Source organism: Imperialibacter sp. EC-SDR9, assembly GCF_902498805.1.
Lineage (GTDB): Bacteria > Bacteroidota > Bacteroidia > Cytophagales > Cyclobacteriaceae > Imperialibacter.
The window spans coordinates 103,856-122,123 of record NZ_LR701588.1 but is presented as its reverse complement, the minus strand read 5'-3'; the positions used below and the strand labels follow the sequence as shown (position 1 = coordinate 122,123).

15 protein-coding genes are annotated in these 18,268 nt (G+C 46.0%); 9 read left to right on the top strand and 6 right to left on the bottom strand.

The window, feature by feature from the left end; translation table 11 throughout:
- The first annotated feature begins 87 nt into the window (after nt 1-87).
- From GC130_RS16220 to GC130_RS16210, 3 genes are all read left to right on the top strand, one after another.
- Nucleotides 88-813 (top strand): DUF4136 domain-containing protein, encoded by a 726-nt coding sequence (locus GC130_RS16220; protein ID WP_151999382.1) that lies wholly within the window; start codon nt 88-90, stop codon nt 811-813.
- A 14-nt stretch (nt 814-827) separates the two neighbouring features.
- On the top strand, nt 828-1,388 hold the full coding sequence (locus tag GC130_RS16215; RefSeq protein ID WP_151999381.1) for a hypothetical protein: 561 nt from the start codon (nt 828-830) through the stop codon (nt 1,386-1,388).
- 211 nt (nt 1,389-1,599) lie between these two features.
- Entirely contained in the window at nt 1,600-2,268 is a 669-nt protein-coding gene (locus GC130_RS16210; RefSeq protein WP_151999380.1) for a DUF6629 family protein, read from the top strand.
- 121 nt (nt 2,269-2,389) lie between these two features.
- On the opposite strand, the gene GC130_RS16205 is transcribed toward GC130_RS16210, so the two are convergent.
- Complete coding sequence (locus tag GC130_RS16205) at nt 2,390-2,800, bottom strand: hypothetical protein (protein ID WP_151999379.1); 411 nt, start codon at nt 2,798-2,800, stop codon at nt 2,390-2,392.
- A gap of 244 nt (nt 2,801-3,044) precedes the next feature.
- On the opposite strand from GC130_RS16205, the gene GC130_RS16200 reads away from it, so the two are divergent.
- On the top strand, nt 3,045-4,226 hold the full coding sequence (locus GC130_RS16200) for a hypothetical protein (RefSeq protein WP_151999378.1): 1,182 nt from the start codon (nt 3,045-3,047) through the stop codon (nt 4,224-4,226).
- A gap of 200 nt (nt 4,227-4,426) precedes the next feature.
- A complete protein-coding gene (locus GC130_RS16195; protein ID WP_201568398.1) occupies nt 4,427-5,602 on the top strand; it encodes a hypothetical protein in 1,176 nt (391 codons plus the stop codon).
- Between the two features lie 161 nt (nt 5,603-5,763).
- On the opposite strand, the gene GC130_RS16190 is transcribed toward GC130_RS16195, so the two are convergent.
- Nucleotides 5,764-6,603: a universal stress protein gene (locus GC130_RS16190; RefSeq protein ID WP_151999377.1), complete on the bottom strand. Its 840-nt coding sequence runs from the start codon at nt 6,601-6,603 to the stop codon at nt 5,764-5,766.
- Nucleotides 6,604-6,864: 261 nt separating this feature from the next.
- Here GC130_RS16190 and GC130_RS16185 point away from each other — a divergent pair, with 261 nt between their 5' ends.
- The gene (locus GC130_RS16185) at nt 6,865-8,553 is read left to right on the top strand and encodes an alpha-amylase family glycosyl hydrolase (protein WP_226940521.1); all 1,689 of its coding nucleotides are present in this window, start codon (nt 6,865-6,867) and stop codon (nt 8,551-8,553) included.
- Nucleotides 8,554-8,606: 53 nt separating this feature from the next.
- Here GC130_RS16185 and GC130_RS16180 read toward each other — a convergent pair whose 3' ends face one another.
- Both GC130_RS16180 and GC130_RS16175 read right to left on the bottom strand, forming a co-directional pair.
- Nucleotides 8,607-11,375 carry a cation-transporting P-type ATPase gene (locus tag GC130_RS16180; RefSeq protein ID WP_151999376.1) on the bottom strand — a complete coding sequence of 923 codons (2,769 nt, stop codon included), beginning with the start codon at nt 11,373-11,375 and terminating at the stop codon, nt 8,607-8,609.
- Between the two features lie 356 nt (nt 11,376-11,731).
- Nucleotides 11,732-11,920, bottom strand: coding sequence for a hypothetical protein (locus GC130_RS16175; RefSeq protein WP_151999375.1), 189 nt, complete (start codon nt 11,918-11,920; stop codon nt 11,732-11,734).
- A 246-nt stretch (nt 11,921-12,166) separates the two neighbouring features.
- On the opposite strand from GC130_RS16175, the gene ppsA reads away from it, so the two are divergent.
- The 3 genes from ppsA to GC130_RS16160 all read left to right on the top strand — a co-directional run bounded on the left by ppsA (nt 12,167) and on the right by GC130_RS16160 (nt 16,483).
- Nucleotides 12,167-14,560, top strand: coding sequence for a phosphoenolpyruvate synthase (ppsA, locus tag GC130_RS16170; protein WP_151999374.1), 2,394 nt, complete (start codon nt 12,167-12,169; stop codon nt 14,558-14,560).
- A gap of 240 nt (nt 14,561-14,800) precedes the next feature.
- Entirely contained in the window at nt 14,801-15,973 is a 1,173-nt protein-coding gene (locus GC130_RS16165) for a hypothetical protein (protein WP_151999373.1), read from the top strand.
- A gap of 12 nt (nt 15,974-15,985) precedes the next feature.
- The gene (locus GC130_RS16160) at nt 15,986-16,483 is read left to right on the top strand and encodes a ferritin-like domain-containing protein (RefSeq protein ID WP_151999372.1); all 498 of its coding nucleotides are present in this window, start codon (nt 15,986-15,988) and stop codon (nt 16,481-16,483) included.
- 56 nt (nt 16,484-16,539) lie between these two features.
- Here the strand turns inward: GC130_RS16160 and GC130_RS16155 are convergent, their stop codons facing one another.
- On the bottom strand, nt 16,540-17,526 hold the full coding sequence (locus GC130_RS16155; RefSeq protein ID WP_151999371.1) for an MlaD family protein: 987 nt from the start codon (nt 17,524-17,526) through the stop codon (nt 16,540-16,542).
- Between the two features lie 2 nt (nt 17,527-17,528).
- Nucleotides 17,529-18,266, bottom strand: coding sequence for an ABC transporter ATP-binding protein (locus tag GC130_RS16150; protein WP_151999370.1), 738 nt, complete (start codon nt 18,264-18,266; stop codon nt 17,529-17,531).
- Nucleotides 18,267-18,268: the final 2 nt, after the last annotated feature.

Sequence of the window (18,268 nt, the reverse complement as noted above, 5' to 3'; positions counted from 1 at the left end):
ACACAAATCATCATGAGATGAGAGCGTAATCATTTTCCCGAACGGTTCTAATACCGATATTGACTGGAGAATTAAACAGTTACAATCATGAACTCGCTGATCAAAATATTGATGGCAATAGATTTGGTGATCATTTTAGCCGGCTGCGAAACTTATAGAACTATCTATTCCAATTACGATAGGAGCATCGATTTTACCAGCTACAAGACTTTTGCCTGGGCGCCTGATAGCATAGCAGGGCAGGAGTCTGAAAATACACCCTATGACAATGATATTGTTCGTAACAATGTCAAGAATTACATCACCCATGGTATGACCCAAAGGGGCTTTTTGGTCGACGTAGAGTCACCTGACCTTGTGCTCGATCTTGTGCTGTTGAATGAGAAAAAGGAGCGCATCGTCACCTATCATTCCTATCCGTACTCCGGGTATTATTTTTACAACCCTTATTACTTTCCCTACTATTATCCCGACCGTCGGTTTTATACCTGGCACGGGTGGTATGGATGGGGTTACCGTCCTCCTTACTGGGGCGATCAGGTCACTACCTACACACATAATTATGTGAGAGGGACAATCACACTCAACATGTATGACCGGCAGTTGAAGAAGCTGGTTTGGACAGGAAGCGCAGAGGGAGATATCTATGATCCGGCATATATTCAATATAATGTACACCCGGCCATTGACCGTATTCTTAAAGAGTTTCCTGTTAAGCCCGTACATAAGCAAAGAGGTCATGACGACCTATATAAAGGGGTGGTACATAGAAATGGGATTGATAGAAGAATCTACGGTAGTTCTAACTACTAGCAGTTGACCATAACATGCAAGCGACTTCAGGAAATGATCATGAAAGTGAAAACACTGGAGTGAATCCCGTGGTAGTCACTTTATGGATCGATGCCTATAGTGAGATATTCTCAGATTTTGACCCCCGGCCTTTTGTCGAAAGAGCCGTTTCCGATGATTTTGTTAGTCAGCTAAAGAAAGTAGCCAAAGATTCGAAGGGAAGGATTTCAATTCTCAGGCTTCTCGCACCCAGTACAGTGAGAAACGAGGAGGATGAAAAGGTTATCCGCAAGCGCTTGGAGAGCTATTTTAGCAGTCAGTACCAGCAATTAGTAGAGGAATCACAGTCTGTAAAGGCAAAGGGTGTTTACTTCGTTCTGGCTGGTTTATCCTTAATGGTGGTTGCCAGTTATATCTCTTTTTTGAATCTGCCACATTTCTATATCAACTTATTGCGGGTGTTGTTTGAGCCCGCAGGCTGGTTTCTGTTTTGGATGGGGCTCGAAATACTCTTTTCATTTGCTAAGAACAGAAAAAACGAAATCAATTTTTTTAGCCGGTTGGCAATAGTACATATTGAGTTTGGATCTTATTGATTCTCCATCGTGCTTTTGATAGTGCAAAGAGCTACGGCCGGTACAGTCCTGCTTTATTAGGATTTGTATTGGTTTAGGACTACATTCCCAGTATTGAATAGCAGGTAAGGAATCTGTACTCCTGAAGTGTTGATTATGATTTCCTTCCCTGTTCCCCTAATCAAGACCACTGTGTAACACATCATTGGTTTTTTACCTCAAAGATAACCAGATGTGTTTTTCAGCTAGTGCAAGTTTTGGGGCTAGTGCAGTTTTGGCCACAGTAGGTGTTGTAACGCTTCGAAAGGTAAAGGATGCACGACAGATTCCTTTTGCTGCTATTCCGCTTATGTTTGCGGCGCAGCAAGTGTCGGAAGGCTTGGTTTGGATAGGTCTGGCGAACCCTGAGCACGCCGCATGGAGCCGTTTTCCCGTATACATCTTCTTGGTTTTCGCACAAGTTATCTGGCCTTTCTGGATTCCCTTTGCTGTTTTTAAGATGGAGAAGGATAGCGTTCGGAAGAGGTTTCTGGCAGCGTTTCTTGTTGTGGGTTTAATATTCTCTTCTTATATACTGTATTGCTTGTTTGCTTTCGATGTGTCAGCAGAAATTAGTGTAGGGCATATCCACTATTCTCTCGATTTCCCCTATGCTTTCACCTGGATTAGTTCAGTGCTGTATGCCATACCTACGGTGGTTTCATTGTTTGTTTCAAGCGTTAAACGGTTGTATACCCTGGGTGTTTGCATTGCACTGTCCTACCTGGTAGCCAGGTGGTTCTTTTTGGGATTTGTTATTTCCGTCTGGTGCTTTTTTGCAGCTATACTGAGCTTTATTATCTTGTGGATAGTCACCGGATTGAACGAGGACGCAAAAACACAGGATGCCCGGTTGGGCTAAGAATGTCGGCAGTGTGTCGTGCAACCAGAGGAGAGCGCCGACACCTTCACACAAGAGCGCAGCTTGGATGGCTCACTTTTCGCAGGAGAAAAGAACCAACACTACACGTAAAAGCAATGGTTTATACAGCCTTTTCCATAAACTCCAGCAATTCGCCATGGTATTTATGGAATTGCGTGTTGAGCGACTCCAACTCATCCATGAGTCCATTGTGTTCCTTGTTGTACTCAGCCTTCAAATCATCAACCGTTTTAGTGAGTTCTGCCAGCCGCTTTTCGTGAAGTCGTAGCTTCGTGTCGAAGTTGTTGAGAAGTTCGCCCTTGTAGTAAATGATGAGATTCTGAAAGTGATCAATTCTTTTTTTGTCTTCAATAGAAGTGAACTTAGCCGAATGTTGATCCAAAAGCTTTTGAAAAAAGTCAAGTTCCTGTTTCCAGAGCATAATGGCAGACTGCCATTCCTTGGTTTTCCTGTGCTTTTTCAGTAGCGAGGGCTGCAAAAGCACGTCTTCGGAGGCGGCTAATTTGTCCATGAGTCTTAGGTGTTTAAATACATAAATATTGCATATGGTGAATATACCCACCTTCATTATTCAGTTGGATGATGGACATCATTGCAGGCCAAGACTCTCATCATGCCGATTGTTCGCAGCACATATGTCCGGTTGGAAGAATTGCTCATTCGATGATGAGAATTATCATCTGCCTGATCATACCCACGTCATGTTCAATATCAAAAACATCCGATACATTGTTCTGTATAAACAAAACATTTGAATGATGGCATATTCAGTCACAATGCTTGAGGATTTGCTGCAGACCCTGCAGTCCAATGGGAAAGATTTTGCGTCAAAGCAGGTCTTTGTTGGCTTTGATGGGTTTATAGACAAAATCAAAAAAGCGATAAAGCAAAAAGCGGGAAAGAATACTGTTTTTTTTAAAACGCTTCCTGAGTTCTCTGAACGAATCAATTCTGCCTCTGGAAAAAGTGGTCAGATTGAAATGATCACTCAAAAGGTGAAACTAGGTGGTAATGCACCAATTTTTGCAAATACTATGGGAAAACTGAAGGTTCGTACCATTTGTTTTGGTAGCCTGGGCTACCCAAAGCCTCACAGTGTTTTCACCGACTTAAACGAAAACTGTGAAGTGATGAGTGTTTTGAATCCTGGTGAGAGCGATGCCATTGAATTTGACGATGGAAAAATGATATTCTCAGATTTAAGTGTGTTTGAAGAATATGATTGGGCCTATATTAAAAAGACTGCGGATATGCAGAGAATGAGCGATGCCATTCGTGGAAGTCATCTGATTGCTTTTTTAGACTGGGTGAACCTGCCTCATGCCAGCGATATTTGGAAGGGAGTGCTGGAAGAAATCATTGAGCCATCGGGAAAAAGGGACTTTTTGTTCTTTTTCGACCTTTGTGACCCGACAAAGAAAACTACCAGCCAAATAAAGCAGACTTTAAAACTGATAAGCAAGTTTTCACAATTTGGAAAAGTAACACTGGGCCTCAACGAAAATGAAGCGCTCAAGCTGTGGGCGGCAATAAAAAGCGCTGAAGGTGTTTCCAAAGACGTAGCGACTCCTCCTGTTCGGGAAGCAGGTGCTGTCATTTATCAGTTTATGGACATCGATTGCCTTTTGCTGCACCCTTCGGACAGAACTATCGCTTTTACAAAAAAAGAGGTGCTTGAACTGAAGGGGAATCCCGTGGTTAATCCCAAAGTACTAACCGGTGGTGGCGACAACCTCAATGCTGGCTACTGTCAGGGATTGCTGCATGGTTTGCCATTGTCTCAGTGCCTTTTGCTGGGGATGGCCACAGCCGGGGCGTATATTGAGAATGGGTACAGCCCTGGAATAAGCGATATTATAGATCATATAGAAACTTGGATTGGCAATGATGCGGACTCTGGCAAGGCGCATGTGACGCCAAAAACTGCCATCGCCTAGTCTGCTGCATTCGGTCAAAGCCTGGTCTTTCAAAAGACCTCTTTGTCAGGCTGTAAATTCGTCATTTTGGTAATAAAAGTCTCCTATACTGCTGACTTGAATCATTCTATTTCCTTAAAGGCCTGCCTAGTTTAATGCCAAAATCAAGCGGGCAATTGAGTCTGATGAGATGCCCCAAAACTAAAAAGGAGGGTTAAATCATGAAATCGATTAGATTATTTCTGATTATAGTGTGCAGCCTGATAGTATTTCAGGCAGAGGCACAGATTCAAGCTGGTGAAACTGTGATTATTCGTGAGAAGATTGAGCACGATCTTTACGTTGCCGGAGGTTCAGTTACAATCAATGCGCCAGTACTTGGCGACCTTATTGTTGCCGGAGGTTCGGTGACCGTTAACGATACCATTAGCCAGGATATTCTGGCAGCAGGGGGAGAAATTTTTTTCAACGGTTATGTCGGGGATGATATTAGGTGCGCTGGGGGAACAATCAGCATTTCAGGCAATATAGCTGGAGATCTGGTAGTTGCAGGAGGCACTGTCGCAATAGATGACAAGGTTGTTGTCGATGGCAATTTGTTCACAAGTGGCGGTGAGATAACCCTTAACGGAGAGGTGGCAGGGATACTTAAAAGTGCCTCTGGGAAACTCACACTTAATGGAAGTGTAGGTGGGGACATAGACTGTCGGGGAGGTGATATCATCATCAACGGGCCAGCTGGTGGCAATGCTATTCTGGCGGCTACTACTTTAGAGCTAGGGCCTGACGCCAGCTTTGCGGGCAACGTGAACTACTGGAATGAAGCAGGGCACCTCGACTTTCAAAATACTGTGCAGGGAACAGCAACTTTTGACCCCTCTCTTGAAATTGAGGACGGTAAATGGGAGTACCTGGGTTTCGCTTCTGTTCTTATGGTGATTTGGTACCTTGGCACTGCTTTGGTGATGATTTTACTGATCCGTTACCTATTTAGCAACACACTTAATAAGGCCGCCGCTACTGCCAAAGAGTCAAGCCTCAACTCACTTGGGCTCGGCTTTCTGTTTTTGATTGGTGTGCCTGTTGCCATAGTGCTGTCAATGGTTACTTTGATAGGTGCACCCATTGGTGTATTGGCCCTCACGGCTTACTTAACAGTAGTGCTTCTAGCCACAGTGATTGTGTCAATAGTATTGGCTTATTGGCTCAATCAAACTTATTATAAGTCGGCCTGGAAATCAGGAAAGGTTGCGCTGGTGGCATTTGGTTTATTCATACTGCTCAAGTTCATTTCTATTACTCCTTTTGTGGGGCCACTGTCAATGCTACTTCTTATGTGTGTGGTTTTTGGAGCCATACTTTTGACTGTCAGCTGGAAAAAAGAAGTGGCAGTTTGAGGAAATATGGGTTGATGCATAGCCATGACACATAGCACTAGGGTGACAATCCTCAAAATAGCTCAATTTGTATGATTCAGGGGTGTTTTCTCCTACTGTCATATTCTACCTCCTTTGTGCGGTGTGGGCAATAGAATAGACAAACGTGACGCTCCCGCCATCTAATCCCTCAGCGTGCAAGTCCAGATAGGGCAATCTATATGATTGACGATGTCCTCTGCCAGGCTGCCGGAAACCAGATGAGCCAGCCCCCGCCGACTGTGGGTGGCCATCGCCAGCATGTCTGCTTTTGTCTGTTCCACAAATCGGATAATACCTTCCTCTTCAAAAGGAGCATTTCGGATATTCAGCGTGTAATTCTCAAGTGTATAGTGCTTTACAAAATCTTCCAGTAAAAGTTGTGCTTCCTCCTCGGGCTTGAAGCGAGCAAGCGAGTTGATATAGAGTATGTGAAGTTTGGCTCCAAAAAATGCCTGAAGATCTTTTACCTTTTCCACAAACTTCCTCTGGTTAAGTTCAAGAGAGTTGGCCAATACAATGTTTTTTATGTCGGAAGCTTCGTGGCCCTCTCTTAGAGAAAGCACTGGGACTGGCGAAAACCGAACTACTTTTTCGGTGTTGGAGCCAATCAAAACCTCGCTGAGTCCGCTGGCTCCTGTTGTGCCCATTACTACCAGGTCAATGTTCTTCTCACGAATCTGGTCGAGAATTGAGCCGGTAATGCTGCCATGCAAGGCCTCGAAATGCTGGTTTTCTGCTGCTTTACCAACAGCTTTTCTCATTTTCTTGAAGTTTTCTTTTGCTTTGTCTTCTATAGATTTCAGAAGCTCCATGTCGAAAATATAGGGTTGTACTCCGAAGGTCGATTCGTAGGAAAACGGAAGCTCGAAGGCGTGCATGACAAACACCTCACCTTGTGCTTCTTTTGCCATTTGGCAAGCGAAACTATAAGCGTGAACTGCTGGTGTGGAAAAATCGCAGGGGACAAGTATCTTTTTCATGGCTTTGTCTTTTGTCTTCAAGATATCTATTGCCGACCGGGTATGAAATGACCAACGTCCGTCGGTCAGGTGATGTTGGTCATGAATCGGTATGGTTGGAAAATTAAGCCACCTTGGTTCATGAAGTCACTGTGCGCAGAAGGTGAATACTGAGCAATGTCTTTTTGCTAACTGATGTCTGTCATAAGCGAATTTGGCAGATGATCGTTAATTGGTGATCGATACAAAGCCTGTGGATCAGGAGGCCTTTTTACTATTTAAATGATGCTGAGATCAATACAAGACATTGACTTGTCGCCAAAGCCCAACAAAACGTATTGGGCCAATTGTGACCGTGAATGGAGAGAAGAATTCATCTACTTTCTACTGATTGACAGGTTTCATGATGATCATGCACGGACGCCCTCCCCTCATGCAAAAAAACGGAGCGGATTTGGAAACGCCGACCAACTACAGACGTTTTGCGGAGGCACCATCAGGGGCATTACCAAACACCTCGACTACATACACGACCTGGGATGTACGGCACTTTGGCTCAGCCCGCTTTTTGAAAACAACGAAGCTGCCTATCATGGATATGCCATTCAAAATTACCTTGAGGTAGACAAACGCTTCGGAACCAAAGAGGACCTGGCTGAATTGGTAGATAAGGCACATGCGATGAACATGAGGGTGTTTCTCGATATCGTGCTGCATCATTCCGGGGATAACTGGTTCTACAAGGATGATATGGAGCCTGGCTATTACAACGGCAATGTATATCCCTTTGGAGGCTGGCGGTTTGAAGATCGTCCTCTGCCTGTAGAGCTTAGGGACACGGAAGTTTATTGGAAAAAAGGGCGTATTAGGAACTTTGATACCTATCCCGAAACACGGGAGGGTGATTTTTTTGGATTAAAGTCGTTTAAAAATGACGAATCACCCGAAGCAAAGTATGTGCAGGACATCCTCACAAAAATACATTGCTACTGGATAAGAGAAACTGATATCGACGGCTTTCGGCTCGATGCAGTCAAACACATGGGAGAGAAAAACATCGGGCAGTTTTGCTCTCTCCTGCGTGAATATGCTTACAGGCTAGGCAAAAAGAACTTTTTTCTTTTCGGAGAGTTGGTAGGTTCGGAGGAGTTGTACAACAAGTATATTGGGCCCAAAACCTCCATAGAGGTCGAGGACAAGGCGATTTACTATGGACTCAATTCGGTGCTGGACTTTCCTCTGTATTATGTGTTGGCCAATGTTATCAAAGGGCATGCTACTCCTGAGAAGCTCATTGAGCGATATGAGTCGCTGAGAAGAAATGCCATGGCACGTGGGGAGTTTGGGGAGTTTTTGGTTACGTTTCTTGACAACCACGATCAGGTGGGACAGGGGATTAAAAGGCGTTTTGGTAAAGATGCTACCGATGGCCAAATCATTGCAGGAGTGGGATTCCTACTTTGTGCGCTTGGCACACCGTGCATCTACTATGGTACTGAGCAGGGTTTCGACGGTGCCGGAGAAGGCGACTGGAATATCCGGGAAGCAATGTTTGACTTGAGCGACAACACCACCAATGCGCTGAACAAGGAGAATGGTATTTATCAGGAAATAGCCAAAATTGCCGCTATCCGAAAGAAAAGTTCGGTGTTAAAGTTTGGACGGATGTATATAAGAAAGCTTTCCAGGGATGGGAAAGACTTCCACTTGCCTGTGTACGCCGATAGTCTGATAGCCTTCAGTAGAATGCTGTACGACGAGGAATGCGTAGTGGCCTATAATCACTCACTTGAGCATGAGGTAGAACAATATGTAACGGTGGATAAATACTTCAACCGGGAAGGTTGCTCTTTTCATTATTTATACGGCGGCAAAGGGGAGGTTCATATGCTGAAAAGCGAAGACAACGATCGCAATTTTATCAAGGTTAAGCTACAGCCATCGCAATTTGTTATTTTGACTAACCGATAGTTTTCCAGTACCTGAATATTAATAACACAGGGCGAACTTGTAGCCGAATTCAGTCAGGTGCCAGTTTGGCGTCCCGCTATGTTTTTGGCATATTTTAATAGTTCAATACTCCAAAGAACGACAGAAGATAATGCTGCCAGGGTGAAAAAGGTTATCACCTTCAATGGCCCAAATCCAAAGATTTCCTGAAAGTAGGGGACAAACAAAATCACAGCAGTAATTACCAAAGACGACACCATGGTGAGGCTAATGTAGCCATTGGTTAAAATGCCGATTTCAAAAACTGATTTTTTTAAGGAGCGCATATTGTAGAGATTAAAAAGCTGTGTGAAAGACATAACCACAAAAGCTGCACTTCTTGCAGTGTCGATGCCTTGCGGGATAAAATAAAGATAGGCGGCGAGGGTAAGACCGGCCATCACGAAGACGTTTACGATGAGAAATGGCACAATGCTTTTATTTAAGATTCCTTCGTCTTTTCTTATCGGTTGTGCATCCAATGCATCGTCGTGTCCTTTTTCGACGGCGAGTGCCATGTCGCCAATGCCATCGGTTACCAAATTGAGCCACAGAATTTGGATGGCAGTCAGGGGAATTGGCAAACCGAGTGCGACAGCCATGATCAGCGTGGCTATCTCTGCAAAGTTGGTTGTGATAAGGAAAAAGCTGGCCTGCCGGGCGTTGGCGAAGACGATGCGCCCCTCTTCAATGGCATTGACAATGGACGCAAAGTTGTCATCTGCCAATACTACTTTGGCGGCATCACGAGCCACATCGGTACCCATAATTCCCATAGCAATACCCACATCGGCTCTTTTTAGTGCAGGGGCGTCGTTTACCCCATCGCCGGTCATGGCCACCAGTTCACCCATTTCCTGAAGTCTCCCCACAAGTTTGAGTTTGGTTTTAGGTGTTAATCTGGCAAACACATTCACAGTGCGAATGGCCTCATCAAACGCTGACGGAGACAAGCTAAGCAGTTGCTCTTCGGTCAAAGCCAGCCGTTCGTCATTGTCATGTACTCCAATGATGCCAACTGACCTGGCAATGGCTACAGCTGTGCTGATATGATCTCCGGTTGCCATAATTACCCGTATGCCGGCTCTCTTGCAGTTCTGAATGGCCTTTGGCACTTCCAGGCGGGGTGGGTCTATCATGCCAACAAGACCGACGAAAATCAATTCGTTTATATCATCTTCTTTCAATTTTTGCTTCTGAAATGGTCTGTAAGCAAGCCCGATAACCCTCATGGTTTGGGCACTCCAATCATCAATTTTGTTTGCCAGCAAGTTGGCTGATTGCGGGTTCATTGTCCTCAAACCGTTTGAGTGCAGTATTTTTGTAGAGAGAGCCAAGATCTTCTCAGGTGCACCCACAACAAGCAGGTTTGTTTCGCCATCATCTTCCCTGACAATGGTGGCTCGCAGTTTCATGGTTGAATTGAAGGGCAGGTCGTCCACTTTCTTTTTGTCGTCAACAGCGGTTCCTCCTTTTTGGGCCAGCACTGCTAAAGCACCTTCGGTTGGGTCTCCGGTCAACTCATAATTATTGGGTTTGGCGGTCTTTCTGATAGATGCGTTGTTGCAGTAGGCGGCAATTTGAAGCAGTCGTTGCAGGGCCACATCATTGTTAGTATCGGCTATTGCGTTCTTTCGAATGATAGTGCCTTCAGGAGACCAGCCTTCACCCGTTACCTCGAAATCGGCACCCGCCTCCAACTCATCTGGAATAAAAAGTTTGCGTACCGTCAGTGCATTTTTAGTTAGGGTGCCTGTTTTGTCGGTGATAATAGTAGAAACAGCGCCAAGCGTTTCTGTAGAAGTGAATTCCCTGACAATGGCATTTCTTTTAGCCATTCTGCGAGCACCAATGGCCAGCACAATAGCTATGATAGATGGAAGTCCTTCCGGTATTATCGAGACCATGGCGGCCACTGAGATCAGCAGGAGCTCACGGACAGGTACGTTCAAGGTGAAATAGCTAATTATGAAAAGTACCAGGGCGAAGAAAATGCTCGCTGCACCCATCTGAGAGGCTAGCTTGTTTATTTTCTTTTGAAAATGTGATATCGAGGGTTTTATCTCATAAAGAGCTTCGGCTACTTTTCCAATTTCCGTTCTCACTCCTGTGTGCACTACCAACGCAGTGCCGTAGCCTCCTACTACGAAAGTGCCTTTCCATAGCATGTTTTTTTGATCCGCCATTACGGTGGGGCCGGACAAAACGTCTGTTGTTTTGGATTCCGGCAACGACTCTCCCGTGAGCGATGACTCCTGTGTTCGAACGTTTTTTCCTTCAAGGAGGCGGCTGTCCGCTGGAATGCTATCGCCTTCCTCCACAATAATAATGTCGCCAGGTACCAGCTCCCGGGCGGCAATAGTCATTGTTTGGTTGGCTCTGACCACCTTCGCCAGTGGATTTAGGATTTTTTTAAGGGAGGATACGGCGCTCTCCGCTTTCAGTTCCATAAAAAAACCGATACAGGCATCTACAATCACTACGATAATGATGATATAGACGTCAGCAATGTTTCCTGTTATGTATGACAGGATAGCCGCCATAAACAAGACAGCTATCAGAAGGCTTTTAAACTGCTTGAGAAAAAGGAACAGCAGCGGCTGCCTCTTTTTCTCCTGAATTTCGTTTGGCCCAAATGCAATCAGACGTTTGGCAACCTCATCCTGATCCAACCCCTTTCTGGTAGCACCTAGTGCAGCAAGAGATTCTTCTGCAGTGAGTTGCGAAAAATCAGTGTGTCCGGCACTGGCGTCTGTTGTTGTGGCCGAAGCACTATCGTTAGTGGTTGTGGTTTGGCTGTTCATGTTGGTTCGCTTGCGATGTCGTTGCAAGTAATGTTAGGGCTTTTTCTCAACGGGAAATATGATTTGGATCAAGGCAGTTTGAGAGAGAAATCACTCAAACGGCGACAGGGAGCGAATAAAATGATTGGTTAGGTGCATCTGTAGCCATTGACGAAATGAGCAGGTCAAGCCTTGAGGCCGACAGCAACAATGTGACTCAATATGCAACCAGAGTTTTTGTAAAAAATGCGGCTGAGTGGATTAGTAGGAGGCAGCCAGGAATCACCACTCTATGTCATCCGGTAAGAAAAAAAACCAGTTGAGTAGCGGCTGGTTGCACAAGGTGCTACTGAAGCTGCCCGCATTATTAAAAAAGGTTACAAGTATTCCATTTTTATCATGCGGTCGCCCGCCCGATTTTTGTCGCCCGGTGCCATTCGCTTGGGGAGCAACTCTCGCCCTCTTGCCACCAGCCTCCTTTCTTCATAACGGATCCTGCCTTTTATTTCATGGAAGAAGCGTGCTGCATCGGCAATTGGGGTAAGTGTATTTTTGCTATAATTCATGGCTGGTAGTGTTTTTAGAGTTCCACTTATTCATAAATAATATGTTCAATGAAATGGCAAAAACCACTGACGCTGGTCATTGTGCCCTCAGGATTTTTGTCATCATTTTCAATCAAGTCAGTTGAGTAACTTTTTTTCGCCATTGGCAAACTCGTGACCATTGTCAGTCCCGGTGTTGATGCCTGTCATGGCAGCGGCGGTTTTTCTGAGGTAGGTTTAGCTGATCAATACTGCGAAAATCAGCTTATGAAAAATTTCATTCTACCGTTTCAACGCATCTCCATGGCTGACCTGGCCAAAGTGGGTGGTAAAAATGCGTCACTTGGCGAAATGATTAGCCAGTTGGCAGAGCAAGGTATCAGCGTGCCCGATGGGTTTGCTATTACTGTTGCTGGCTGGAACGAATTTCTCCACGCCAATCAACTGACCAGCAAATTGCAGGCACTTTGTGAATCCGTTGATGTGAAAACGCTCGACAACCTGCCCGACGTAGGGAGCAAATGCAGGTCGCTCGTAGCCGGGGCTACATTGCCGGGAGAATTGCAAGCTTCCATATCAAAAGCCTATCAGGCACTGGCGGCCACTCACGGTGGTAATCTTTCGGTTGCGGTACGTAGCAGTGCAACTGCCGAGGATTCTCCAACGGCCAGTTTTGCCGGACAGCATGAGTCGTTTCTTAACGTGCATTCCGAAGGCGACCTTTTGGAGGCTGTGAAAAAGTGTTACCGCTCTCTTTTCAACGACAGGGCTATCAAATACAGGATTGACAACGGATTTGATCACATGCAGGTGGGCCTGTCGGTGGGGGTGCAGGTGATGGTGCGATCCGACAAGAGCAGTGCTGGCGTGGCCTTTACCATAGAACCTGAGAGCGGAAATAAAAACCTCATATACGTGACGGGCGCCTGGGGACTGGGCGAGAGCGTGGTGCAGGGAGCGGTAAATACCGATGAGTTTTATCTGTTTAAACCAGCCATAGAAAAAGGAATGGACAGTATTGTGTTCAGGCGAATGGGGGGCAAACAGCAAATGATGGTGTATGGAACAAAAGGCGACAACACGATTTGGAAGGAAACGCCTCAGCGGCTGAGGGATCAGTACGTGCTGTCGGATGAGGAGGTGACGCAGTTGGGTAAGTGGTGCCACGCCATCGAAAAGCACTACAAGCTACCTATGGACATCGAATGGGCAAAAGACGGATTGAACGACCAGTTGTATATCATACAGGCCAGGCCGGAGACAATACATGGGCAAAACAAGCAAATTGAACTAAAGGAATATTCGATAAAAGCAGCGGAAGAGCCGCTGCTAATGGGCAAAGCGGTGGGGCATTCTGTTGTCAGTGGCAGAGCTTGTGTAGTTCGCTCTCTGGCAGATGCCGGCAAAGTTCAGGAGGGAGACATTCTTGTGGCAGACATTACCAACCCCGACTGGAATGCGCTGCTGCGCAAAGCTGTGTGCATTGTTACTAACAAGGGAGGCCGCACAAGCCATGCCAGCATCATCGCCAGGGAGCTTGGTATTCCTGCCGTGGTGGGCACGTTGTTAGCTACAGAAAAGCTGTCCGATGGTCAAACGATTACGGTGTCGTGTGCCGGGGGAGATGTCGGGAAAGTATACGACGGCAAGCTTGACTGGCAGGAGAAGGTGATTCCGATGGAAAAGATCAAGGAGACAAAAACCAAGCGAATGCTCATTCTGGCGGATCCTGAGAAAGCCCTGCTTTACGCCTCTTACCCTAACGACGGTGTCGGCTTGCTACGGATGGAGTTTATCATCAGCAATACCCTACAAGTGCATCCTATGGCGCTGGTGAAGTTTGATGAGCTGCCATCGTCTGCCGAAAAGAAACAGATTGAAGCTGTCACGAGGCACTACACTGACAAGAAGAAGTTTTTTGTGGAGCAACTGGCCGAATCCATTGGCATGGTGGCAGCGGCGTTTTACCCCAGAGAGGTAATCGTACGGATGAGTGACTTCAAGACCAATGAATACGCCAAACTGCTTGGAGGTCGACAGTTTGAGCCCGACGAGGAAAACCCAATGCTTGGCTTCAGAGGGGCCAGCCGATATTACAACGAGCGTTATCGGGAAGGTTTTGGATTGGAGTGTCAAGCCATTAAAAAAGTGCGTGACCAAATGGGGCTAACCAATGTGAGGGTAATGATCCCATTTTGCCGAACCGTGGAGGAAGGTAAGCAGGTGCTGGAAGTAATGAGAGAGTTTGGACTGGAAAGCAGCAAAAATGGCCTGGAGGTGTATGTAATGGCGGAGATCCCTAGCAACATCCTTCTTGCCGATCAGTTTGCAGACCTGTTTGACGGCTTTTCGATTGGTTCGAACGATCTCACCCAACTCACACTTGGTATCGACCGTGACTCAGCCATTATCAGTGATCTGTTCAACGAAAGAAATGAAGCAGTCACTTTTTTGATCAGGCAGCTGATCGTTGCAGCTCACAGAAAGGGCGTGAAAGTTGGCTTGTGCGGACAGGCACCGAGCGACTATCCTGACTTTGCCAGGTTCCTGGTTTCGTCTGGCATTGACTCAATTTCCTTTAATCCGGATGCGCTGATCAAAGGAATAGAGAACATTATGGTGGCAGAAAGGGAAATACCTCTGGTACAGGCTGATCTTTGATTAGCCTGGTGTAGCAGGCGGCGACCAATTGAGTTGGTGCCAGTTTAGGTGCTATAGATTTTTGCGGGTTATTATTTCAAGTAAAGAAGATGCCAGTGTGAACAGTGGCTGCTCATCTTCCGCACTAATGACCAATGTCACTTGAATGACCGTTGCGGGTCATTCATTCTTGTTTGTATGGGGAGTATCTTAATGAAAGCAATTTGAGAGAGGGACTATTAAACCTAAAAAAGACAAGCCATGGAAACCAGCAAAAAAGACCTCGACAGCCTCTGGCGCAAGCTGATTCCGCTGCGCAACTATGAGGAGGACAGCCATCTCGCTTTTACCGGGTTCGATGGCTTTGTGGACAAAATACAACGAGTAGTCGCTAAAAAGAAGGGCAATAATGCTACCTATTTCGACAGCTTGGGTGAGTTTACTGACCACTTGGGATCAATGCGAGTCGGTGGGGGGGATATAGAAACCTCCACTACTAAGATTCGGATTGGCGGCGATGCACCCATTTTATCCAATACGCTCGGAAGCCTCGGCATTCAAACACATTGCCTCGGAGCCATGGGACATCCGGCGCTGCATCCTGTGTTTATGAAAATGCACAAGTTGTGCGAGATAACATCAGTGATGGATCCTGGAGAGAACCAGATCCTGGAGTTCAACGATGCAAAGATAGTTTTGTCTGACCAGGCCATGTTCAACAACTACGACTGGGAGTATATAAAAACTCATACTGAAGTATTCGACCAGTTGAAAAGAGTGGTGAAAAAAGCAGAGCTTTTTGCGCTGGTGGACTGGGCCAGGCTACCTTTTGCTTCCTCTATCTGGAGAGGATTTTTGGAGGATATGATCAAGGCGACTGGTAAAAAAGATGCGCTATTTTTCTTCCATATCGGAGATCCGTACAAGATACCCCGCAAGAAGATAGGGCAGATGGTTGAGTTGATTGATGAGTTTGCCGCTTTTGGCAAGGTCACTGTTAGCTTGAATCAGCAGGAGGCAAGTAAACTCTGGTTAGTACTCAATGGCTATGAACCGACGCAAGACCAGACAAAGGTGAAAATACCCGCAATGAGCGAGATGGCGAGATTTATTTTCAGGGTTTTTGATATTGACGCTGTGATTGTTCGTAGCCGGGAGACCACTTTTGTGGCTTATGATGAAGGAATAATTGAGGTGAGCGGAAGCAAGGTGGAGACCCCAAAGGTGCTGATGGGTGGTGGCGATAATTTTAATGCTGGTTATTGTCTCGGGCTGCTAGAGGGTATGAACCGACGCCAATGCGCATTATTGGGCACTGCTGCTTCAGGAGCCTTCATACAGAACGGCTACAGCCCTTGTATTGAAGACGTGATTGAATACCTGAAGACTTGGGCCGATGAGAAGAAAGCTGCTCACAAGCAGCACATAAACTAAAATTGTACTACGATGAAAACCCACGGAATTGCCGACCTGAAAGATGCACTGTCATATCAGGTGAATCAGCTCTACATAGCTGAGAAGCAACTAAAAAAGGAATTGACGGACTGTATTGGTAAAGTGGCTTCAAAGGAAATGAAAGCTGAGCTGACAAAATACACCAGTCTGGCAGAAGACAAGGTGCTGAAGCTGGAAAGAGTGTTTAACTATCTTATGGAAGAACCGTCGGCAAACAGCAATAAGGTGATAGATAAAATGGTGGATGAAACCCACCAATTGATAAGCAGGGCGCTAAGCGACAACATAAGGGAGGTGGTGATTATAGCCTGTCTTCGTAGCATTATTCATTATAAAATTGCCCGTTATCAAATAGCTTCTACGTTTGCTTTGGAGTTAGAAATGGAAGTAGTGGCTGATTTGATTGACGAGATAGTAGACTGGGAAAAACAAGCTGAATTGAGGCTGGAGAGTATGTCAGTCGGGCATTTGAACGTGAAGGAGAAGTAATACTCATCGCTTATTTTTTATCAACAAGCAAGAAGGCAAGAGTTGTCAAGCCGTGCTTACTCCTTTTTGCCTTCAATCTCTTGCTGCTTTTGCTTTTCAAGCTTTTTGAAATACCTCCTAAAAAGGAAATTTGATTTCAGGGCTTCCATATTCTCATTGAACCTGTCGGTTCCCTGTTCAAGACTGAGTGCGCTGTTCATCAACTTCTCCCTGAACGCTGAGTCGGCCAGTATCAGGCCAGCCGCCCCTTCTCCTTCCTTCATTTGATCCGATAGCTGCCTGATGTTTTCCATCATCAGGAGGGTTTCGTTGCTGACGTTTTCAATATTCCGAAGCGAACTGTTGAGATCCTGCACCATTGTGGTGTCAGTAAAAAGTGTTGAAACAAGGCCGTCTCCCTGCTGAAGTGAAAAAGCTAGTTCTTTGCCAATTCTGGTTATTTCAACTGCATTGCCCGTTGCCTTTTCGAGTGCCCCAACAGACCTTTTGAAGTCCATGGCAATAAGCGTGTCAGAAAGCAAAGTCCATAGGCTGTTGCTTCGGTTAAGCCGTTCGCTTATTTCGTACAGGTTTTGTGTGATCTTTTCGATGTTTTGATTGGTGGTGTTCAGGGTACGCAGCATGGCGTCGGTTTCCACAGGTGCCTCCGACGAAATAATGTCACCCTCTGCCACTGCCTCAGCATAGGCCGACTGGGAGGTGATGTTGATGAGCTTGTTTCCCATGAGCCCATCGGTGCCAACAGAGGCAACCGCATTCTTTTTAATATAGGGTTTCACCTCGTTGTCAATCACCATTGTTACGTAGATAGAGGTGTCGTTGGCGATAGTGACCGACTTTACCGTGCCCACGTCGATGCCCATAAACCGAACATTGTTGCCGGGTAACAAACCGCTGACATTGCTAACGACGGCTACTACTGAAAAAGTGGAGCCGAACAGGTTACGGTTACGGCCTATCATGTACAACATGATGACAAGGAAGGCCACCCCTGCAATGACGAACAGACCGACCTTGGCGTTATGGATTGTGTTGTTTTTCATAGTTAGTGAAAGTATTCCCGAATCACCGGATCGTCGGATTTCAGGAGGTTTGCATAAGTATCTTTGGCGTAACATGTGCCATTTATCAGCATAATCACTTTGTTGGAGGTGGTGCTTATGCAATTCATGTCGTGAGAGATGATCACAGCCGACGTGTTGTACTTTTTCTGTACTTTCAGGATCAGCTCATTGATTTCCCTGGCTGTAATGGGGTCGAGGCCGGTGGTGGGTTCGTCGTAGAGAATGATGGCAGGTTGGAGAATCAACGTTCTTGCCAATGCCACTCTTTTTCGCATGCCACCCGACAGCTCAGCAGGCATCATATCGACGGTGTGAGCCAGTCCTACGTCAGTCAGTGCATTCATTACCGCCACTTCGGCGCCTTTTTCCCGCTGCTTTTTGTCCCAATGCCGCCGCAAAGGAAATTCGAGGTTTTCCCGTACGGTCATTGAGTCGTACAACGCATTGCTTTGAAATAAAAAACCTACCCTCGCCCTTAGCCTGTCGAGCTCTTCCTGGTTCAACGAAGTTATTTCCTCACCCAGCACTTTGATTTTTCCGCTGTCGGCCTGAATCAGGTTGATAATGCATTTTATCAATACTGACTTGCCCGAGCCTGACTTGCCAAGAATCACCAGGTTTTCTCCCTCATTCAATTCCATAGAAAAATTCTGCAACACATGGTTGTTGCCAAACGACTTGCAGAGATTTTCAACTTCTATGACTGGCTTAGCGCTCATAA